This is a genomic window from Mycolicibacterium xanthum (genome assembly GCF_019710635.1).
Classification (GTDB): Bacteria; Actinomycetota; Actinomycetes; order Mycobacteriales; family Mycobacteriaceae; genus Mycobacterium; species Mycobacterium xanthum.
Window position 1 is genome coordinate 63802 of sequence record NZ_JAIFZS010000013.1, and the last position, 20847, is coordinate 84648.

The 20847-nt window shown below is 67.6% G+C and carries 22 protein-coding genes; 11 read left to right on the forward strand and 11 right to left on the reverse strand.

Annotated features, from left to right (window positions below; all coding sequences use genetic code 11):
* A complete protein-coding gene (locus JDV09_RS07955) occupies positions 1 to 1650 on the forward strand; it encodes a long-chain-fatty-acid--CoA ligase (protein ID WP_221368580.1) in 1650 nt (549 codons plus the stop codon).
* Here the strand turns inward: JDV09_RS07955 and JDV09_RS07960 are convergent.
* The 9 genes from JDV09_RS07960 to JDV09_RS08000 all read right to left on the reverse strand — a co-directional run bounded on the left by JDV09_RS07960 (position 1643) and on the right by JDV09_RS08000 (position 9030).
* Positions 1643 to 2497, reverse strand: coding sequence for an SDR family NAD(P)-dependent oxidoreductase (locus JDV09_RS07960; protein ID WP_221368705.1), 855 nt, complete (start codon positions 2495 to 2497; stop codon positions 1643 to 1645). The two genes, JDV09_RS07955 and JDV09_RS07960, sit on opposite strands and share 8 nt — an antisense overlap.
* Complete coding sequence (locus JDV09_RS07965) at positions 2493 to 2978, reverse strand: nuclear transport factor 2 family protein (RefSeq protein WP_255605021.1); 486 nt, start codon at positions 2976 to 2978, stop codon at positions 2493 to 2495. Before JDV09_RS07965 ends, JDV09_RS07960 begins: the two co-directional genes overlap by 5 nt.
* A 6-nt stretch (positions 2979 to 2984) precedes the next feature.
* A complete protein-coding gene (locus JDV09_RS07970; RefSeq protein WP_221368581.1) occupies positions 2985 to 4112 on the reverse strand; it encodes an NDMA-dependent alcohol dehydrogenase in 1128 nt (375 codons plus the stop codon).
* Positions 4113 to 4217: 105 nt separating this feature from the next.
* A complete protein-coding gene (locus JDV09_RS07975; RefSeq protein WP_221368582.1) occupies positions 4218 to 4757 on the reverse strand; it encodes a nuclear transport factor 2 family protein in 540 nt (179 codons plus the stop codon).
* A gap of 2 nt (positions 4758 to 4759) precedes the next feature.
* Complete coding sequence (gene fdx / locus JDV09_RS07980; RefSeq protein ID WP_221368583.1) at positions 4760 to 4969, reverse strand: ferredoxin Fdx; 210 nt, start codon at positions 4967 to 4969, stop codon at positions 4760 to 4762.
* Positions 4970 to 4971: 2 nt separating this feature from the next.
* A complete protein-coding gene (gene cyp51 / locus JDV09_RS07985) occupies positions 4972 to 6327 on the reverse strand; it encodes a lanosterol 14-alpha demethylase (protein WP_221368584.1) in 1356 nt (451 codons plus the stop codon).
* Between the two features lie 7 nt (positions 6328 to 6334).
* On the reverse strand, positions 6335 to 7183 hold the full coding sequence (locus tag JDV09_RS07990) for an SDR family oxidoreductase (protein ID WP_221368585.1): 849 nt from the start codon (positions 7181 to 7183) through the stop codon (positions 6335 to 6337).
* Positions 7184 to 7193: 10 nt separating this feature from the next.
* Positions 7194 to 8411, reverse strand: a complete 1218-nt coding sequence (locus tag JDV09_RS07995; protein WP_255605022.1) for a cytochrome P450 — start codon at positions 8409 to 8411, stop codon at positions 7194 to 7196.
* Positions 8412 to 8433: 22 nt separating this feature from the next.
* Positions 8434 to 9030, reverse strand: a complete 597-nt coding sequence (locus tag JDV09_RS08000; RefSeq protein ID WP_221368586.1) for a TetR/AcrR family transcriptional regulator — start codon at positions 9028 to 9030, stop codon at positions 8434 to 8436.
* A gap of 175 nt (positions 9031 to 9205) precedes the next feature.
* Between JDV09_RS08000 and JDV09_RS08005 the strand changes: the two genes are divergently transcribed.
* The 6 genes from JDV09_RS08005 to purD all read left to right on the forward strand — a co-directional run bounded on the left by JDV09_RS08005 (position 9206) and on the right by purD (position 15506).
* On the forward strand, positions 9206 to 10675 hold the full coding sequence (locus JDV09_RS08005) for an aldehyde dehydrogenase (RefSeq protein WP_221368707.1): 1470 nt from the start codon (positions 9206 to 9208) through the stop codon (positions 10673 to 10675).
* Positions 10676 to 10687: 12 nt separating this feature from the next.
* Positions 10688 to 11449, forward strand: a complete 762-nt coding sequence (locus tag JDV09_RS08010) for an SDR family oxidoreductase (protein ID WP_221368587.1) — start codon at positions 10688 to 10690, stop codon at positions 11447 to 11449.
* A complete protein-coding gene (locus JDV09_RS08015) occupies positions 11449 to 12342 on the forward strand; it encodes an NAD(P)-dependent oxidoreductase (RefSeq protein WP_221368588.1) in 894 nt (297 codons plus the stop codon). Before JDV09_RS08010 ends, JDV09_RS08015 begins: the two co-directional genes overlap by 1 nt.
* Before the next feature lie 5 nt (positions 12343 to 12347).
* Positions 12348 to 12803 carry a carboxymuconolactone decarboxylase family protein gene (locus JDV09_RS08020; RefSeq protein ID WP_221368589.1) on the forward strand — a complete coding sequence of 152 codons (456 nt, stop codon included), beginning with the start codon at positions 12348 to 12350 and terminating at the stop codon, positions 12801 to 12803.
* Complete coding sequence (locus tag JDV09_RS08025) at positions 12793 to 14019, forward strand: hypothetical protein (protein ID WP_221368590.1); 1227 nt, start codon at positions 12793 to 12795, stop codon at positions 14017 to 14019. Before JDV09_RS08020 ends, JDV09_RS08025 begins: the two co-directional genes overlap by 11 nt.
* A 218-nt stretch (positions 14020 to 14237) precedes the next feature.
* Positions 14238 to 15506, forward strand: a complete 1269-nt coding sequence (purD, locus tag JDV09_RS08030; protein WP_221368591.1) for a phosphoribosylamine--glycine ligase — start codon at positions 14238 to 14240, stop codon at positions 15504 to 15506.
* Here purD and JDV09_RS08035 read toward each other — a convergent pair.
* Complete coding sequence (locus JDV09_RS08035; RefSeq protein WP_221368592.1) at positions 15503 to 16363, reverse strand: alpha/beta hydrolase; 861 nt, start codon at positions 16361 to 16363, stop codon at positions 15503 to 15505. The two genes, purD and JDV09_RS08035, sit on opposite strands and share 4 nt — an antisense overlap.
* Before the next feature lie 72 nt (positions 16364 to 16435).
* Here JDV09_RS08035 and JDV09_RS08040 point away from each other — a divergent pair, with 72 nt between their 5' ends.
* From JDV09_RS08040 to JDV09_RS08055, 4 genes are all read left to right on the forward strand, one after another.
* The gene (locus JDV09_RS08040; RefSeq protein ID WP_221368708.1) at positions 16436 to 17044 is read left to right on the forward strand and encodes a TetR/AcrR family transcriptional regulator; all 609 of its coding nucleotides are present in this window, start codon (positions 16436 to 16438) and stop codon (positions 17042 to 17044) included.
* A 34-nt stretch (positions 17045 to 17078) separates the two neighbouring features.
* A complete protein-coding gene (locus JDV09_RS08045) occupies positions 17079 to 18083 on the forward strand; it encodes an SDR family NAD(P)-dependent oxidoreductase (protein WP_221368593.1) in 1005 nt (334 codons plus the stop codon).
* A complete protein-coding gene (locus JDV09_RS08050; protein ID WP_221368709.1) occupies positions 18080 to 19492 on the forward strand; it encodes an APC family permease in 1413 nt (470 codons plus the stop codon). Before JDV09_RS08045 ends, JDV09_RS08050 begins: the two co-directional genes overlap by 4 nt.
* Before the next feature lie 112 nt (positions 19493 to 19604).
* Positions 19605 to 20057, forward strand: coding sequence for an SRPBCC family protein (locus tag JDV09_RS08055; RefSeq protein ID WP_221368594.1), 453 nt, complete (start codon positions 19605 to 19607; stop codon positions 20055 to 20057).
* Here JDV09_RS08055 and JDV09_RS08060 read toward each other — a convergent pair.
* Positions 20054 to 20830: a hypothetical protein gene (locus JDV09_RS08060; protein WP_221368595.1), complete on the reverse strand. Its 777-nt coding sequence runs from the start codon at positions 20828 to 20830 to the stop codon at positions 20054 to 20056. The two genes, JDV09_RS08055 and JDV09_RS08060, sit on opposite strands and share 4 nt — an antisense overlap.
* Positions 20831 to 20847 lie beyond the last annotated feature (17 nt).

Genomic DNA, 20847 nt, shown 5'->3' on the forward strand with positions numbered 1-20847 from the left:
ATGCTGGGATTGATGCAGGACAGGCCGCTGATGATCTCGTCGCTGATCGAGCATGCGGCCGCGTTCCATCCCGACACCGAGATCGTGTCGCGCCTCCCGGAGGGGCCGGTCCGGCGCACCACCTGGTCGCAGGTCGCCGCGCTGTCCAAACAGGTCGCCAACGCGTTGGCCCAGTTCGGCATCGAGCAGGGGGACCGGGTCGCCACGCTGGCCTGGAACAGCGACCGCCATCTCGCGCTCTACTTCGGCGTATCCGGCAGCGGGGCCGTCATGCACACCGTCAACCCCCGATTGTTCGGCCACCAGATCTCCTACATCGTCAACCACGCCGAGGACCGGGTGCTGTTCTTCGACGTGACCTTCGCGGCGCTGGTCAGTGAGCTCGCTCCCGAGCTGGAGACCGTCGAGGCCTTCGTGGTGATGACCGATCGCGAGCACATGCCCGAGGTGCCCGGGGTGCCCGCCGATCGGCTGTTGTGCTGGGAGGAGTTCATCGGCGCTCAGTCCGCCCGGTACGACTGGCCCGAGTTGGACGAACGCAGCGCCTCCTCGCTGTGCTACACCTCGGGCACCACCGGCAACCCGAAAGGTGTTCTGTACTCGCACCGTTCGACGCTGCTGCACGCGATGCTGTCGCTGTCTCGCGACACCTTCGACATCCACAGCGGCAGCACGCTGCTGCTGGTGGTGCCGATGTTCCACGCCAACGCCTGGGGGACGCCTTACTCGGCGGCGATGGTCGGGGCCAAGCTGGTACTGCCCGGCCCGCACCTGGACGGGCACAGCGTCTACCAGCTGCTGAAGGACGAAGAAGTCACCATCATGCAGGGGGTGCCGACCGTGTGGATGATGCTGTTCGGCCATCTCGACGAGCACCCGGAGATCGATGCGCACGAGGTCGGACTGCAGTGGGCCGGCATCGGGGGCTCGGCGCTGTCTCGGGCGTTGCTGGAGCGCATTGAGGACGACTTCGGCGCCGAGGGCGGGCAGGGCTGGGGGATGACCGAGACCAGCCCGATCTGCGTCGTGGGCAGGCTGTTGCCCAAACACGCGGCGCTGTCGCGGAACGAACAGCAGCAGATCAGGCTCAAGCAGGGGCGCGGCGTGTTCGGGGTGCAGTTCAAGATCGTCGACGAGGATGGCAACCGGTTGCCCTGGGACGGAAAGGCTTTCGGCGAGGTCTGGGTTCGTGGCCCGTGGATCGCCAGCGGCTACTTCAAAGGGGAGGGGGGCGAGAAGCTCGACGCGGAGGGCTTCTTCCCGACCGGGGACATCGCCAACATCGATCCGGACGGCTATCTGCAGCTCGTCGACCGCACCAAGGACGTCATCAAATCCGGTGGCGAGTGGGTGAGCTCGATCGACCTGGAGAACGCCGCGATGAGCCATCCCTCGGTGGCCGAGGCCGCCGTCATCGCGGTGCCGCATCCGAAGTGGCAGGAGCGTCCCCTGCTGCTCGTCGTTCCGCGTCCGGGCAGCACGCCCAGCCGGGACGACATTCTCGAGCACCTCGCCGGGCAGGTGGTCAGGTGGTGGCTGCCCGACGACGTGGTGTTCGTCGACGAGCTACCGCACACCGCGACCGGCAAGCTGCTCAAGGTGAAGCTGCGCGAGCAGTACCGCGACCACCCGCTGCCGAGCGCTACCTGACCTGCTCCGCGATCTCGTCGACGGTCCACGGAGCCTCGTCGCGGTGGTCGCGGAACGCCACGATGGACGGGGTCTGCCGTTCGAACCTGCCGACGAATCCGCCTGCCGCGATGAAGATCTGGCCGGTGACGTCGTCGGCGAGGTCGCTGGCCAGGTAGGCGTACGTCGGCGCCACGTATTCCGGTGGGGCCGCGTCCAGCGCGCCCTGGAAGCTGACGTCATCGAGCAGGCCGCGGCGATTCAGCGCGGTGATGTGTTCCTCGTACTCGGCGCCGCTCGACAGCCGGGTCTTCGCGCCCGGGCACACCACATTGGACCGGACCCCGTGCTCCCGCAGCTCGGCCGCGATCGCCAGCGTCAGGCTGTTCACCGCACCCTTGCCTGCCGGATATCCGGTTCCGCCGTAGTCGCCGAGGAACGCGAACGAACTGGTGTTGACGATCGCGCCGGACCCCTGCCGGACCATCAGGGGAGCGGCGGCCCGACAGGTCTCGAACGTGGTGAGCAGGTGGGCGTCGAGCAGGTCGCGGAACCGCGCACTGGTGACGTTGAGTATCGACTCCGCGCCGAGGGCCCCGGTGCCCGCGCAGTTGACCAGGATGTCGACCCTGTCGAACGTGCGCACGCAGGTGTCCACCAGCGCGTCGGCCACCGCGGGTACCGACGGCGAGCCCGGATGGGCGACGGCACCGGGAATACGCTCGGCGACTTCAATCGCGAGGGCCCCGTCGCGGCCGTTGACCACCACGCCGGCACCGTGGGACCCCAGCAGTTCGGCCACGGCCCGGCCGATTCCGCGGGTGCCGCCCACGACGACGGCGCCACGGCCCGCGAGGATGCCGTTAATCCGCTGGACCGTCTTTGCTCCTCGCGTGCGCTGGATCGTCTTCGCTCCTCGCGTGCGCGGTCCCAGATTGGGTGAAGGTCATCGCGTCCATGTTCCAGTACCCGCGGAGGTTGGTGATCAGCCCGGCGTCGTCGACCCGGTACGTGAACACCCCCCGCACGGTTGCCACGAAGCCGTTCGGGAACGTCGTCTCCAACACCAGGATGTAGGCGATCTCGGTCGGGCTGCTCGACGGGAACGTCTGCTCGCAGGTGATACGCAATTGGTTGGGGCCGATGTTGGTGTCGTAGAAGGCGGCCACCGCATCCTTGCCGCGAACACCGGTGCCGTCGGGGTTGGTGACGGCCTCGCCGATCGGGTCCTCGAGGACCACGTCGTCGGCCATCAGGGCCAGCCAGCCCGCCTTGTCGCCGGTCTGCACGCAGCGCCATGAGGCCTGCGATGCGGCCACCACCGGTGTCCGGGCGACGGTGTCGGTCATCTCCGTCTACCGGTCGTCGTCGGTGTAGCGGATGACGCCGCGGATGTTCCTGCCCTCGAGCATGTCCTGGTAGCCGTCGTTGATCTGCTCGAGCTTGTACTGCCGGGTGACCATGTCGTCGAGGTTGAGCTTGCCGGCCTTGTACATCGACAACAGCTGGGGGATGTCGTAGTGCGGGTTGCCGCCGCCGAAGATGGTGCCCTGCAGGTTCTTCTGCATCAGGGTCAGCATCGACAGGTTCAGCGTGACATCGGTTTCGAGCATGCTGCCGACCGCGGTCACGACGCAGGTGCCGCCCTTGGCGGTGAGGTTCAGGTAGTTGTCGATGTCGGCACCCTTGAGCTCGCCGACGGTGATGATCGTCTTGCGTGCCATTCCGCCGGCGGTGACCTCGGCGATGCCCATCATGGCCGTCTCGACGTCCGGGTAGACGTGGGTGGCGCCGAACTTCAGCGCCTGTTCGCGCTTCCACTCCACCGGGTCGATCGCGAAGATGTTGCGGGCGCCCGCGGTGACCGCACCCTGCAGCGCGCCCATGCCGACGCCGCCGATCCCGACGATCGCGACGTCCTCGCCGGGTCGGACGTCGCCGCTGCGCACCGCCGAGCCGTAGCCGGTGGTGACGCCGCAGCCGACCAGGCAGGCCACCTCGAACGGGATGGACGGGTCGATCTTCACCACCGAGCTCTTGTGCACGACCATGTACGGGCTGAACGTGCCCAGCAGCGTCATCGGGAAGACCGGTTGGCCCTTGGCGTGGATCCGGTGAGTGCCGTCGGACACCGCGACGCCGGCCAGCAGCCCGGCGCCCAGGTCACACAGGTTGCGCAGGCCGGCCTGACACGACGGGCACTGGCCGCAGGACGGGATGAACGACAGTACGACGTGGTCGCCGGGCGCGAGGTGCTCCACGCCGGGGCCGACCTCGGTGACGATGCCGGCGCCCTCGTGGCCGCCGAGCACCGGAAAGCCCATCATCGGGATGCCGCCGGTGACCAGGTGATGGTCCGAGTGGCACATCCCGGACGCTTCCATCCGGATCTTGACCTCGTCCTTCACCGGATCGCCGATCTCGATCTCCTCGATCGACCACGGCTGGTTGAATTCCCAGATCAGAGCGCCTTTGGTCTTCATCTCTCCTGCTTTCGACGGGTGCTTACGGCTGGATCCCCAAGGACAAGACTAGAGGCTCTAGTTAGCCACATCACAGCGCCCCCAATCAACCGCTTGGTGGTGTGTTCACCAAATGGGCACGGGGGCCTGGCCCAGCGGGTAGTAGCCGGGCAACCGCTCTCCGGCCAGCGACCGCTCGATGCGCTTCTGCATCGTCGGGGTCAGGTCGCCGGACTCGATCAGCTTCATGAACGCCTTCTGCACGTGGCCGAAGTCGAAGAAGTCGCGCTGCCACTCGATGAGCAATTGGTCGTTCAGCCGGAACCAGCTGCCGCCGATTCCGTAGATCTCGTCGCGGCTGCCGTCGGACTTGTTGGCGATCTGCTTCCAGAAGCCGACCACCTCGTTCTGCTTCTCGTCGATGAGCACCTTCTGGTACTCGTAGACCCAATTCTCCAGGCCCTCCATCTCCAGACCGAGTGCGACATCGCGGATCTCGTCACGCCCGACGCACATGACGTCTTCCTTGGGGCCGATGTTCCAGCCGTAGGTGGCGTCTGGGGTGTAGAAGTCGGCGAGCGGCTTCCAGTCGCCGGCTTTCTCGGCGTCCTGGTTGGCCTCGAGCCACCGATCGACCCAGGCCTCGAGTTGCTCACGTGACGCCATCGTCAGGACTCCTTTTCCTTGATGAACAATGCTTGGGTAGGACACATCTCGACCGCCCGTTCGACATCGCCGCGGATGTCGTCGGGGGGTTCGGGGTCGAGGATCTCGACCTTGCCGCGTTTGGGTACGCGGAACACGTCGGGCGCTTCCAGCTCACACATGGCGTGGCCCTGGCACAGGTCCTCGTCGAGCTCTATGCGGTAGCAGCCCATGGTCAGCTCCGAACGCGCCTGCGGTAGCGCACCGTGGCCGGCCTGGCCAGCTGGACCACCATCTTGGAATGGTCGTTGTGGTAGGAGTCCGCGGATTGGGCCATCTCGAACTCGTACTCGCGCAAGAGCACCGAGAAGATCGCCTTGATCTGCATCTGGGCGAACGCCGCCCCGACGCAGCGGTGCCGGCCGGCGCCGAACGGGATCCAGGTCCAGCGGTTGACCAGGTCCTCCTGGCGCGGCTTCTCGTAGCGGTCGGGATCGAACGAATCCGGGTTCGGGAAATCCTCGGGAATGCGGTTGGAGATCGCCGGCGAGGCGGCCACCATCTGGCCTTTGTGGATCGGGTAGCCCTCCACCTCGAACTCGTCCTGGGCGACCCGCATCAGGATGATCAGCGGCGGGTGCAGCCGCAGCGTCTCCTTGAGCGCGTTGTCGAGCTTCGGGATCTGCCGCAGCGCATGGAAACTCACCTCCTGGCCGTCGGCGTAGAGCTCGTCGAGCTCCTGCTGGACCTGGGCGTAGAAGTCGGGATGGCGCAGCAACTCGATCAGCGTCCACGATGACGTGCCCGAGCTGGTGTGGTGGCCGGCGAACATCAGCGAGATGAACATGCCGGTGATCTCGTTGGCCGAGAAGCGGGGGTTACCCTCCTCGTCCTTGATCGAGACCAGCACATCGAGCATGTCTCGATCGGATTTGTCCTTGGGCGGGTTGGTGATCCGGCCGTTCATCACCTCCTGCACCAGCGCTACGAGGCCCTCGCGGGCCTCGTCGCGGACGCGGAAGCTCTCGATCGGCAGGTACGGATCCACGTAGCACAGCGGATCGGTGCCCCGCTCGAGCAGGTGGTAGTAGTTGGCGAACCGCGAGTCGAGCTGGTTGCGGAACTTCACCCCGATCAGGCACGCCGTGGAGGTGTAGATGGTCAGCTCGGCGAAGAACTCAAGTAGATCGATCTCCCCGCTCTCGCCCCATCCTTGGATCATCCGCTTGACCTCGTTCTCGATCGTCGCGGCATGCCCCTTCATCTGCTCGCCGCGCAGCGCCGAATTGTGCAGCATCTCGGCGCGCCGTTCGGGGCTGGCGTCGAACACCACGCCCTCACCGAAGATCGGCGTCATGAACGGGTAGGCCTCGGCCTGGTTGAGGTCGTCGTCGCTGGAGCGGAAGAAGAACTCGTTGGCCTCCGCACCGGAGAGCAGTACGACCTGCTTGTCGGCGAGCTGGAACCAGCCGACATCCCCGCATTCCTCCCGGATCCGTTTCATCAGCCCGATCGGGTCGGTGCGGAACTCCTCGAGGTGGCCGTGTTCGGATTCGCCGCCGGACACCCGGGGCACGATCGCGGTGGTCATGCTGTTCCTATTCTCCCGTCGCTTCGCTCGCCCCGGAAAGTTTCTCCTCGTCGAGCTTCAACTGCTGCCGTTCCTGTGCGGCACTGGCCAACGGAGCCTCGGGCTGGAGTTCCATGCTGGCGATGAACCCGCCCCGCGGGGTTTCGGCGACGAACGTGATGGCGCGGGCGAGGTCGGCGGCCCGCAGGAAGTAGTCGTGGCGGGCCTGTCCCCACTTGGCCCAGTCCTCCAGCGCGGGGCCGATGAGCTCGGCGGGCAGGCTCCAGCCCATCGCGGTCTTGGTGGGCCCTGGGTGCACGATCGACGCCCGCACCCCGGTGCCCTCGAGTTCCATCTGGAAGTTGGTGACCATGGCCACCAGCGCGGCCTTGGCCGCACCGTAGGCGCCCATGTGTGGCCGTTGCCGCAGCGCCACATCGGATCCCACGAAGATCAGGTCGCCGCGCTGACGTTCGATCATGCCGGGCAATACAGCTGCGGCCACCCGGTTGGCGCCGATGAGATGGATCTGGATCTGCGATTCGAACTGATCGGTGCTGATCGAGTCGAGCTTGCCGAAGTAGGTGTCGCCTGCCCCGGCGACCAGCACCTCGATGTCGCCGAGCTCGGTGGTGGCCTGCTCGACGGCGGACTTCACCGAGTCGGGGTCGGTGACGTCGAGGTGGACCGCGATGGCCTCACCGCCGTCGGCGCGGATCTTCCCGACTATCTCCCGGAGCTTCTCCACCCGCCGGGCCCCCAATGCGACCGGAAAGCCATGGGAAGCAAGCTCGATCGCGGTCGCCTCGCCGATCCCGGAGGAGGCGCCGGCGACCAGTGCCGGTCGGCGGTCGGGCAGGGGTTCGAAACGCGGCATGCTGCGCCTTTCAGCGGACCTGGACGGAGATCGGGAGGTGAGCGAACCCGCGGACGTTACTGGAGTGGACGCGGACGGCGTCGGCCTCGTCGACTTCATATCCGCGGATTCGCTTGAACAACTCGGCCAGCGCCACCCGGGCCTCCATCCGCGCCAGGTGCGCGCCGAGGCAGAAGTGCGCCCCGCTGCCGAAACTCATCAGCTTGGAACCGATCTCCCGGCCGATCAGGAAGCGGTCGGGGTCCTCGAACGCGCGCTCGTCGCGATGCGCGGAGCCGGGAAGCAGCAGCAGAACGTCGCCGTCGGGGATGGTGGTGTCATAGAGGGCGAGCTCGCCGGACACCGTGCGGGCCAGGATCTGGCTGGACGTGTCGTAGCGCAGCGTCTCCTCGACCCACAGCGGGACGAGGTCGAGATCGTCGTAGACCGGGGTCAGCTGGTCGGGGTTGCGGTGACCCCAGAAGGCCGCGTTGGCAAGCAGTTTGGTGGTCGTCTCGTTGCCGGCGATCACCATCAGGAACATGAACCCGAGGATCTCGTCATCGGTGAGCCGATCGCCGTCGATCTCGGCCTCCAGCAGCGCCGAGGTCAGGTCGTCGGTCGGCTTGCGGCGGCGCTCGGCGACCATGCCCTGGTAGTAGACGATTAGGTTGATCGAGGCCTCGACGGCGGCCGGCGGGACGTCGGTGACACCTTCGTCGCGGTGCATCACGGCGTCGGCCCAGGCGCGCACCTGGGCGCGGTCTGCCTCGGGAACCCCCATCAGCTCGGAGATCACGTCCATCGGCAGCTTTCCGGCGAACTCGTCGACGTAGTCGACCGGCCCGTCGCCGGCCTTCTCCAGCATGGTGTCGAGGTGCTGGACCGCGATCTCGGTGACCCGCGGTTCGAGTTCGCGGATGCGCCGCGGGGTGAACCCCTTCGACACCAGCGTGCGCAGCCTCAGGTGATCCGGGTCGTCCATGGCCAGGAACGACATCGTCTTCGACGCGTGCGGTCCCCGCGACGCGGGATCGAGCGACACGCCGAACTTGTTGGACAGCGTGGTGCTGTTGCGGAATCCCTGCAGCACGTCCTGGTGTCGCGACACCGCCCAGAAGCCGAGTTCCTCGTTGCGGTACAGCGGCGCCTCTTCGCGGAGGCGCCGGTAGTACGGATAGGGGTCTTCGTGGAAGTCGTAGTCGTACGGGTCGAGCTTCACATCGCTCTGCTGCACCGGCGGCGTCATCGGTCTTGTCCGGCGCTGATGCTCACTTGTCGTCTCCGACGATGAGGCCGACCACGTAGCTCAAGCGGTCGGCGATCTGGTGGTAGGTGAATGCGCCGCTGCCCGCGTTGACCAGCGCGCCGAAGAATGTCATCTCCAACGCGGCCAGCGTGCGCGGGTCGGCATCCGGGCCGACGGCCGAGCGGATGCGGCGATGGATCTCGGCGCCGATCCGTTCGCGCACGGCGCTTACGGCCGGATCGTTGCCCGACAGCAGAGCGGTGGTGCACGCGGCGGCCACCCCGGGTTCGTCGGCGACCATCAGCGCCATGGCGCGCAGCGTCTTCTCGACCCGTGACACCGTGGGCTCGTTCACGTCGGTGAAGTAGTCGACCCCGCGCATCAGGTCCAGGTAGACCTCGGCGATCAGGTGGTTCTTCGAGGAGAAATACGTATAGGCGGTCGCAGGTGCGACGTTGGCCCGCGCAGCCACCGCACGCACCGTCAGGTCGGCGTACGACGACTCCCGCAACATCTCCAGGCCGGCGGCGAGAACCTTGCGAAACGTCTCCTCCTGCCTGCGGTTGCGAGGCGATTGCCGCCCGGCATCTGTGATCGCGGCAACAGCATCACTGGACACATGTCCAACTTATCCGAAACTGTCGATCGGAGGCAAGAGCTGCAGCAAAAGTGCAGCCGTACATGGCCATAAGCTGGGAATGGGTGCCTCATCCTTGATTCGTGGAGCGTTCTGCGACTATCGTTCTGTCGTACCTAGTCGGACAGTTGTCCAGAATTCAGACATGGGAGGTCGGATGGCGATCCTGGCCGATGGCGAGAGCCTGCTGCTCATCGACGGCGAGTTGGTCGCGGGCGGTTCGGGCACGTTCCCCACGCTCAACCCGGCCACCGAGGAGACGCTCGGCATCGCCGCGAACGCGAGTGCCGACGACATGGGAGCTGCGATCGGGGCGGCGCGTCGCGCCTTCGACGACACCGGGTGGTCGACCGACGTCGACCTGCGGGTGCGCTGCCTGCGTCAGCTGCAGGATGCGCTGACCAAGCACACCGAGGAGTTGCGCGAGCTGACCATGGCCGAGGTCGGGGCGCCCCGGATGCTCACCTCGGCGGCCCAGCTCGAGGGACCGATCGCCGACCTGTCGTTCTCCGCCGATACAGCCGAGAACTATTCCTGGCGAACCGATCTCGGTGTTGCCTCGCCGATGGGAATCAAGACCCGGCGAACCGTCGCCCGGGAGGCCATCGGGGTGGTCGGCGCCATCACGCCCTGGAACTTCCCACATCAGATCAATCTCGCCAAGATCGGGCCCGCCCTGGCTGCGGGAAACACCGTGGTCCTCAAGCCCGCGCCCGACACCCCCTGGTGCGCAGCCGTACTCGGCGAACTGGTCACCGAGCACACCGATATTCCGCCGGGCGTGTTCAACATCGTGACATCCGCCGATCACGGGGTGGGCGCGCTGCTGTCCCGGGACCCGCGGGTGGACATGGTGTCGTTCACCGGATCGACCGCCACGGGCCGCGCGGTGATGGCCGACGGCGCCCCGACGATCAAGAAGGTGTTCCTCGAGCTCGGCGGCAAGTCGGCATTCCTGGTGCTCGACGACGCCGACCTGGCCGGCGCGTGTTCGATGGCGGCGTTCACCGCGTCGATGCACGCCGGGCAGGGCTGTGCGATCACCACCCGGCTGCTGGTGCCCCGCGCCCGCTACGACGAGGCCGTCGGGGCCGCCGCGGCGACCATGGGCGGCCTGAGGCCCGGTGACCCGACCGACCCGGGCACGGTTTGTGGCCCGCTCATCTCGGCCAGGCAGCGCGACCGGGTGCAGGGCTACCTGGACTCCGCGATCGCCGAGGGCGGCCGATTCGCTTGTGGCGGTGGGTGTCCCGCCGACCGTCAGAGCGGATTCTTCATCGAACCCACCGTGATCGCCGGCCTGGACAACAGCGCCACGGTGTCTCGCGAGGAGATCTTCGGTCCGGTGCTGACGGTGATCGCCCATGACGGCGACGACGACGCTGTCCGCATCGCCAACGATTCGCCCTACGGGCTTTCGGGCACGGTGTTCTCGCCGGATCTCGAGCGCGCCGATGCGGTCGCAGCGCGGTTGCGGGTGGGCACCGTGAACATCAACGGCGGGGTGTGGTACTCCGCCGACATGCCGTTCGGGGGTTACAAGCAGTCCGGTATCGGGCGCGAGATGGGCCTCGCCGGCTTCGAGGAGTATCTCGAGATCAAATCGATCGCCACAGCGGTGAGCTAGGAGAAGGCACGAATGGCGTTGTACGGAACCCAGTTCCAGGAGAAGGTGGCGATCGTGACCGGTGCCGGTGGCGGCATCGGGCAGGCCTACGCCGAGGCGCTGGCCCGCGAGGGCGCGGCCGTGGTGGTCGCCGACATCAACACCGAGGGCGCCGAGAAGGTCGCCGACGGCATCAAGGGCGAGGGCGGCACCGCGATGGCGGTGCACGTCGACGTCTCCGATCCCGACTCGGCCAAGGACATGGCCGCGCAGACGCTGTCGGAGTTCGGCGGCATCGACTACCTGGTCAACAACGCCGCGATCTTCGGCGGCATGAAGCTGGACTTCCTGATCACCGTGGACTGGGAATACTACAAGAAGTTCATGAGCGTGAACCTCGACGGTGCGCTGCTGTGTACCCGCGCGGTGTATCGGAAGATGGCCAAGCGCGGCGGTGGGGCGATCGTCAACCAGTCCTCGACCGCGGCCTGGCTGTACTCGAACTACTACGGCCTGGCCAAGGCGGGCATCAACGGGCTGACCCAGCAGCTGGCAACCGAACTCGGCGGGCAGAACATCCGGATCAACGCGATCGCGCCGGGGCCGATCGACACCGAGGCCAACCGCAGCACCACACCGCAGGAGATGGTGGCCGACATCGTGAAGCGGATCCCGCTGTCGCGGATGGGCGAGCCCGAGGACCTGGTCGGCATGTGCCTGTTCCTGCTGTCTGATCAGGCGAAGTGGATCACCGGCCAGATCTTCAACGTCGACGGCGGACAGATCATCCGGTGATGAGCGAGGAGCATTCCCGGGGAGAGCAGCCCGGCGCCGATCTCGAGCTGGGCTACATCGGCCTGGGCAATCAGGGCGCCCCGATGGCCAAACGGCTGGTCGATTGGCCGGGTGGGCTGACGGTGTTCGATGTGCGCACCGAGGCGATGACGCCGCTGGCCGAGCTGGGTGCCAAGGTGGCCGACAGCGTGGCCGATGTCGCCGGCGCGGATGTGATCAGCGTGACCGTGCTCAACGACGCACAGGTGCGCGACGTCGTCGGCGAGCTGGCGGCGCACGCCACGCCCGGCACCGTCATCGCCATCCACTCCACGATCGAACCCGGCACCGCGGCCGAGCTCGCCGAACAGTTGCGGCCCAGGGGAATTCACATCGTCGACGCTCCGGTCTCCGGAGGTGCCGGCGCGGCGGAGAAGGGCGAGCTGGCCGTCATGGTCGGCGCCGACGACGAGGCGTACGACCTCGTCAAGCCGGTGTTCAAGCAGTGGGCCTCGATGGTGGTGCGTGCCGGCGAGCCGGGGGCCGGAACCCGGATGAAGCTGGCGCGCAACATGCTGACGTTCATCGGCTTCGCCGCCGCCTGCGAGGCCCAGCGGCTGGCCGAGGCCTCCGGCATCGATCTGCAGAAGCTGGGCAGGGTGGTGCGGCACAGCGACACGCAGAGCGGCGGGCCCGGCGCGATCATGGCGCGTGACGACACCAAACCGCTTCCGCCCGGACATTTCCTGTACGACATGTTCGTGCACACCCGTGGGCTGGCCGAAAAGGATCTGCGGTTGGCGCTCGCGCTCGGCGATGCCACCGGCGTGGAGCTGCCACTGGCCGAGATCGCACTGCGGGACCTGGCCGCCGGACTCGGCGTGCCACACACCACCTCGACCGGTAAGGAGTGACAGACATGGACGAGCTTCGCAAGAAGGGCCTCGAGAAGATGAACGAGGTCTACGGCTGGGAGATGCCCAACATCGAGGGCGACCCGTTCTTCGACCTGACCGTCGACCATCTTTTCGGGACCATCTGGACGCGCCCGGGGCTGTCGATGCGTGAGAAGCGGATGATGACGCTCACGGTGGTCACCGCGGTCGGCAACGCCGACCTGGCCGAGATCCAGGCGAACGCGGCGCTGGCCAACGGGGAGCTCAGCGTCGAGGAGCTCAAGGAGATGGCGGTGTTCCTCACGCACTACCTGGGTTTCCCGCTGGGTTCCAAGCTCGACGGTGTGGTCTCCAAGGTGGCCAAGCAGCGGAAGAAGGCGGCGGAGAAGGGCTTGACCGAGGACACGGCCGAGAAAAGGCGAGCGAATGTGAACGCAGCGGTGGAGATGCACTCCGGAGGCAGAGTTCATGACAAGTAGGTACGCAGCGCTCTCGCGCGAACAGCTCGCCGCCCTGGTGCCCGAGCTGCTGCTGATCGGCCAGCTGATCGATAGGTCCGGGATGGCCTGGTGTATCAGCAATTTCGGCCGTGAAGAGATGCTGCAGATCGCCATCGAGGAATGGATGGGTGCCAGCCCGATCTACACCAAACGGATGCAGAAGGCGCTGAAGTACGAAGGCACCGACGTCGTCACGATCTTCAAGGGGTTGCAGCTCGACATCGGCGCGCCACCGCAGTTCATGGACTTCCGTTACACGGTGCATGACCGCTGGCACGGCGAGTTCCATCTCGATCACTGCGGCGCGCTGCTCGACGTCGAACCGATGGGCGAGGACTACGTCCGCGGGATGTGCCATGACATTGAGGATCCGACGTTCGACGCGACGGCGGTGGCCACCAACCGCAGGGCGCAGATCCGGCCGATCCACCGGCCACCGCGGCTGCCCGCCGACCGGCATCCGCACTGCGCGTGGACGGTGATCATCGACGACTCGTACCCGGAGATCGCCGATCATCCCGCCCTGGAGGTGATCGCGCGGACCCGCGCGGCCCGAACGGATCTGGACCCGATCGATCCCGCCGACGACGGGCGGGGCGACTACTCGGGTCCGCTGCTCTCCGACGTCGACTTCGGTGTGTTCTCCCATTCGGCGCTGGTGCGGATGGCCGACGAGGTCTGTCTGCAGATGCACCTGCTGAACCTGTCGTTCGTGCTCGCCGTCGGTGCGCGCGCGGGCACCGATGCCGAACTCGCCAGGGAGATCGGCGTCAAGCAGCTGACCGGCTTGGCCGGGGTCGCCGCCGAGCGCATCCACGCCGCGCTCGGGCTGCCGGGCGGCGTCGAGGGCGCGGTCGCGACCCTGCAGGTCCACCCGTTGTTCAACCCGGCGGCCTACGTGGATGCCGCGTTCGGTCCGGACACCGTCACGGTGCGTCGCTCGCCGGCGCATGACGACGGCGCCTGGATCGCGCTGACCGGGCCCGCGGAAAGGCGGCCACTGCAGGCCTGTGTGCAGGCGGTGGACCCGCATCTCGACGTCGAGGTGACCGGAACGGAGACCGATTGGACCGCACACGTCGCCGTCACCGACACCGCGGCCGAGGAACTCTCCGAGGTGTCCGTCGTGAAGTTCAGTGGTGGGTCCACTTTCGAGTTCGGCGACCGCAAGTCGTTGCCGCTGACCGTGGTCTGAGCGGTCAACCGCCCCCCGGCAGGGTCAGCACCAGGAAGCCGCTACCTCTCGGCTCCAGCATCCGTGGGGTAGCGCGGCGTCCACCCAACGGCGCAGGTAGTGCGCAACCGCTCGCCGCTGCGCGGGCGCCGGCCGGGGTCGATGACGAATGACTTGGGTGATCACCCGGTATCGGTAATCCGCGACCCGCGGCCGCACTGCGATTAGGGTGGGCACCTGTGCACGTCCTGGTGGTCGGATCCGGAGCCCGTGAACACGCGCTGCTGCTCGCACTGCGCCGAGACCCGGAGGTCGAGACGCTGTCCGTGGCGCCCGGCAACGCCGGCACCGCCGCCGTCGCCGATCAGTACGAGGTGGACATGACCTCCGGCGAGGCGGTCACCGCGCTGGCCCGCCGGCTCGGCGCCGACCTGGTGGTGATCGGGCCCGAGGTGCCCCTGGTGCTCGGCGTCGCCGACGCGGTGCGCGAGGCCGGCATCGCCTGTTTCGGCCCGACCAAGGCCGCCGCGCGCATCGAGGGCTCGAAGTCGTTCGCCAAGGACGTCATGGCGACCGCGGGCGTGCGCACCGCGACCAGCGAGATCGTCGACAACCCGGCGCACCTGGACGCCGCGTTGGACCGGTTCGGGCCGCCCGGTGGCTACCCGGCGTGGGTCGTCAAGGACGACGGTCTGGCCGCGGGCAAGGGCGTGGTGGTCACCGCGGACCGCGACGCCGCCCGCGCCCACGCGGCCGGCCTGCTCGAGGCCGGGCACCCGGTGCTGCTGGAGTCCTTCCTCGACGGCCCCGAGGTGTCGCTGTTCTGCGTCGTCGACGGGAAGACCGTGGTTCCGCTGCTGCCCGCCCAGGATTTCAAGCGGGTGGGCGACGGTGACAGCGGGCCCAACACCGGCGGCATGGGCGCCTACACCCCACTGCCCTGGTTGTCCGACGAGATGACCGCGCGGATCGTCGAGGAGGTTGTCGAACCCGTTGCCGCCGAACTCGTCGCCCGCGACTGTGCATTCTCCGGGCTGCTCTACGCCGGCCTGGCGATCACCTCCAACGGACCGGCCGTCGTCGAGTTCAACTGCCGGTTCGGCGATCCGGAGACCCAGGCCGTGCTCGCGCTGCTGGAATCGCCGCTGGGGCAGCTGCTCCGGGCCGCGGCCACCGGCGACCTGGCCGCCCAGCCGCCGCTGCGGTGGCGGGACGGGGCCGCGGTCACCGTCGTCGTCGCCGCCGAGAACTACCCGAGCCGGCCGCGGGTCGGAGACGTGATCCACGGTGCGGAGGGTGAGGGCGTGCTGCACGCCGGCACGGCGCGCCGCGACGACGGCGCCGTCGTGTCGTCCGGTGGCCGGGTGCTGTCGGTGGTCGGCGTCGGAGCCGACCTGGCCGCAGCGCGCGCTGCCGCCTATGCGCGGATCGCCTCGATTCGCCTGCCCGGCAGCCACTTTCGCAGCGACATCGGTCTGGCGGCCGCCGAGGGCCGGATCACCGTTTAGGCGGTCAGTAGCGGCGCCATCCAGACCAGCTCGGGGGTCAGCTGTGAGGACCAGAACGCCGCATTGTGGCCACCGGGGGAGAACCCGCCTGCCGGTGGCGTCGGCAGCTGCGCGATGAACTGATGGGTCGCCGAGTAGAACGGGTCGTCATAGCCACAGTCGATGCGCAGCGGTATCGCATCCAGCGCCGGCGAACCCCAGACGCTGTTGGCCGCGTAGTCGTCCGGGCCGTCGAACGCACCGGGAGCGGCGGCGCCGGGTGCCGTCCACAACGCGGGGCTGACCGCGCAGACCGCGGCGGTCCGGCCCGTGCCGAGCCGCGAACCCAGCAGCATCGCCCCGTAACCACCCATCGACCAGCCGAGGAACCCCACCCGGGAGACGTCCAGGCCCTGTTCGCCGAGCAACGGAACGAACTCGTCGAGCACCATGGCGCCGGCGTCGTCGCCGGAGGCGCGCCGGTGCCAGTAGCCGTTGCCCCCGTCGACCGCGGCCAGCGCGAACGGCGGCACGCCGGCATGCACCGCGTCGGCGAGGAACTGCTCGGCCCCCATCGACATCACGGTGCTCGCGCTGGAGTCCTTGCCGTGCAGCAGGATCACCGGCCGAAGCGGTGCGCTCTGGCCGGGCGGGCGGGCGATCACCCAGTTGGTCGCTGCGCCACCGCGTGCCGCCGAGATGAACGACCCGGTCTGGTAGGTCGGTGCCGGTGGTGCCAGCGGTGCCGGCGGTGCTGCTGCGGCCAATGCGGTTCCGAGCGCGGACACTCCGGCGACACCGGCCGCGGCCGCGACGCCGGCCCGCAGGCCGAATTGCAGGACCGCCCGGCGGTCGATGGCAGACATGCGCGCCATCATGCCATCGGGCCCGGTGGAGTAAAGCCTGACGTTTGGCCGAAAGCACGATGGCCAAACCCTGTGACTGGCAGCATGCTAAGGGTGACCGCAGCAGTCACTCCCAAGGGAGAACGTCGGCGGTGTGCGCTGGTCAGCGCCGCTGCCGATCTGCTGTGCGAGGGTGGCTTCGACGCCGTCCGGCACCGCGCCGTCGCGCGCCGCGCCGGCCTTCCGCTGGCGTCGACGACCTACTACTTCTCGTCGCTCGACGACCTGGTCGCCAAGGCCGTCGAGTACGTCGAGACGCGGGAGAGCCAACAGTTGCACGACCGGGTGTCGGCGCTGTCGCGCCGCCGCCGCGGAGCCGAGTCGACCGCCGACGTCTTGGTCGACCTGCTCGTCGGCGACAGCCCGGAACGGGTCACCGAGCACCTGATCTCGCGCTACGAGCGCTACATCGCGTGTGCCCGCCAGCCGAGCCTGCGCGACATCCAGCGGCGCATCCTGCGACAGCGCACCGACGCCGTCGTCGAGGTCGTCGAGCGATCCGGTCGGTCGGTTCGCACCGAACTGCTCACCGCGCTGGTGTGCGCCGTGGACGGAGCGGTGGTCGCGGCGCTCGTCGGGGACGGGGACGGCCCACGGGAGACGGCCAGGGCGACGCTGATCGACGTCATCGACGTGCTCGCGCCGTTCGGCTAGTTTGCGTCGTGGCCCAGGCGGTTACTTTTCCCCCGTGACGATCACCGACAATATCAGCGCCGTCGCCGATGCCGCCCTGGACCGATCGGTCGTCCTCGGCTACACGAAGCTGGGTTCCGGCCTGCGGCGGCTGTGGTGGCCGGCCGACCCGGCGCCGGGGTCGATGGCCGGCAGGCGGGTGGTGGTCACCGGGGCGACCGCCGGCATCGGGGAGGCGATGGCCGGGTCGTTCGCGCGCCTCGGCGCCACCGTGCACCTGCTCGGCCGCAACGCGGAGAAGGTCAGCCACAGTGCGGGCGTGATCCGCGCGTCGGTGCCGGGCTCCTCCGGGGGCACGGTCATCGAGGAGGTCTGCGACGTCTCCGATCTCGACGCGGTGCGGACCTGGACCGACGACCTGGCCGGGCGCGTCGACGGGTTGCACGGGCTGGTGCACAACGCCGGGGTGATGCCCAAACAGCGTGGCGAGACGCCTCAGGGCCACGAGACCCAGCTCGCCTGCCATGTGCTCGGCCCGCACCTGATGACCGAGCGGCTCCTGGGCCTGCTGCGCAATCCCGACGAGTCGGCGGTGGTGTTCATGTCGTCCGGCGGCATGTACACCGCGCCGCTGAAGCGGTGGACCGAGGACGAGCTGGAGTCGCGCGACGGCCCCTACAACGGCGTGCGGGTCTACGCGCGGACCAAACGGATGCAGGTGGTGCTCGCCGACGCGTGGGCACGCCGGCTGGCGCGCACCGGGGTGCACGTCTACAGCGCCCACCCGGGCTGGGTGGAGACCCCCGGCGTCGCCGACGCCCTTCCCACGTTCCGCAGCGTCACCCGGCCGCTGCTGCGCGACACCACCGACGGCGCCGACACGGCGGTGTGGCTGGTGGCCACCCGCCCGGACTCGACCCCCGGACACTTCTGGCACGACCGGGCCCAGCGCCCGACGACGTTCGGTTGGCAGCGCCGCCAGGATCCGCATGCGGTCGCGGCGTTCCTCGACGAGGTGTCCGCGATGACCGGTACCGCGCGAAGTTGGGTCGCGATCTGACCAACGGTGACGACGGGGAGAGCCGGCCCGAGCTCAGGCGGGTGCTGGGACCGGGCCTGCTGCTGCTGTTGGTCGTCGGCGACATTCTGGGGACCGGCATATACGTGCTTGTCGGTGACGTCGCCGCCGAGGTGGGTGGGGCGGCGTGGCTTCCGTTCCTGGTGGCGTTCGCCGTCGCCACCGTCACCGCCCTCAGCTACCTCGAGCTGGTCACCAGGTACCCGAAGGCGGCGGGAGCAGCGCTGTACGCGCACAAGGCCTTCGGGATCCACTTCGTCACCTTCCTGGTCGCCTTCGTGGTGATGAGCTCGGGAATCACCTCGGCGGCAACGGCATCGAGAGCGTTCGCCGCGAACCTCTTCGAAGGGGCCGGGGTGCACGCCTCGAAGACCGGGGTCGCGCTGTTGGCGGTGCTGTTCATGGTCGTGCTCGCGCTGATCAACTTCCGCGGCGTCGCGCAGAGCGTCAAACTCAACGTCGTCCTGACCATCATCGAGATCACCGGCCTGGCGGCGGTGGTCCTCGTCGGGCTGTGGGCGTTCTCGGGTGGCGATGTGGACTTCGGCCGGGTCGTCGCGTTCCAGACGTCGGGGGACAAGAACATCTTCGTCGCGGTCACCGCCGCGACCTCGCTGGCCTTCTTCGCGATGGTCGGGTTCGAGGATTCGGTGAACATGGCCGAGGAGACCAAGGATCCGGTCCGGACCTTCCCGAAGATCCTGCTCTCCGGCCTGACGATCGCTGGCGTCGCCTACGTCCTCGTCTCGATCGTCGCGGTCGCGCTGGTGCCGGTCGGGCAGCTGGCGGCCAGCGAGACGCCGCTCGTCGAGGTGGTCAGGGCCGGCGCCCCCGGGCTGCCGATGGACAAGATCCTGCCGTTCCTGACCATGTTCGCCGTGTCGAACACCGCGCTGATCAACATGCTGATGGCCAGCCGGCTGGTCTACGGGATGGCGCGCCAGCAGGTGTTGCCTGCGGTGCTGGGGACCGTGCATCCGACCCTGCGCTCGCCGTGGGCGGCGATCCTGTTCACCACCCTGATCGCCTGCGCGCTGATCCTGTACGTGTCGGTCTTCGCCGATGACAACGCGATCTCGGTGCTCGGCGGCACCACCAGCCTGCTGCTGCTCGCGGTCTTCGCGGTGGTCAACGTCGCGGTGCTGGTGCTGCGTCGTGACGTCCGTCCGTCCGCCGAGCACTTCCGCACCCCGACCGTGCTGCCGGTGATCGGTGTCGTGGTGTCGCTCTACCTGGTGACCCCGCTGGCGGGGCGGCCGGGGCAGCAGTACGTCGTCGCCGGGGCGCTGGTCGCGATCGGGGTCGTGCTGTTCTTCGTCACCCGGCTGGTCAACCGCGGGACCGGCGGGCGCCTCGCCGATCCGACGCATCTCGGCTCGGCTCCCGACTGAGCTTCACGCAGGTCCACGGGTACTCGACGCAGACACCAAACCCGGCTTCGCCGAGACCCCGGGTCGCGATAGCATCGTTTACGCATTATCTCAGCGTCGTGAGCTGCAAGATGTGATTGAACAGATCGATATCGAAATACAGGCGCCGCCCGAAGAGGTATTTCAGTTCCTTGTCGACTACGACAAGCACTACACCGAGGTGAGCGAAGACCATATCGAGCGTGTCGTCAACATCGTGGATCCGAACCTCGAGCATCCCGATGTGAGCTTCTACTTCAGGCAGATATCCCCAATATCCGGCAGGGAACAAAAGGTCCGGGGCAAGGTCACCCGCGTCGAGATGGATAAATATATCGGCACGGAGTTCCTGTTTCCGACTTCGCTGTTCATGACCACCGTAGAAGAATTTCTGGAACCCCGCGGCGAAGGCTGCCTGCTCACAACGAAAATACGATTCACGTTCATCGCGGGCCTCACCAGGAATGCCAGACGCAAAGTGGTCGAACACATCAGGGGTGAGCTCGAGGAAATGAAAGAGATTCTCGAGCGCAACGAGTCGAGCTAAGGCTTCAAGGCGATGCCGCAGTCGTAATCGACGAGTGGGGTGTTGCCGTCGCCGGAGCCCTCGTCCAGAATCGAATGGTTTTCACGGCTTATCGTGCGGGTTCGACGATAGAACCCACCCCATTTGGTGAAAGCCAGCATCGTGACGGTTGCAGTTTGATCGTTCATCACCACGGAGGGCGTGGGGTCCTCGATAGCGTGCGCCGCTCGTATCTGTTCTGCAGTCATCGGCCGGCCGGCGAAGTCCGGACCGGCCAGGGATTGGATGGTTTCCTCGATGTCAGCTGCGCCGCACAGTACCCGCCAATCGTTATACTCGGCATGCCAGTCCCGGTAGAACTGGTTCGCCGACATCACGAACACCACAAATTCGAAATAGCCCTCTGGGCTGTCCTGCGGCACGACGAACGCCAGGTAGTCGGGGTGATCCGGCACTGCGCGGTAATCACTCTCACGTGCGTAGGGAGGCTGGTTGGCAGGGCGTGCGTAGAGCAGCGGATATCCGCCTACACCGTCTTGGTGGTAGACGTAGTCCAGCACGTAGCCGTCGCGCATTCTCAGATGAGTGAATGCCTCGAAATATCGGTTCGGATCGAACTCTGTGCCCTCTTTGGTCGGATTCGCCTGAGAAAACTGCGGCGGGAAGACCAGATCGTTGCGCATGTGGTCGACGGCAGCGACGAGGCGCCGGCAGCCGAGGTCGGTCGTCTCCGCGTGGGCGGGAAAATCGGTTTGGCAGGCCAGTGCGAGCGCTATGAGATAGGCGATCGCCACGCGGCCGGAATTCCTGA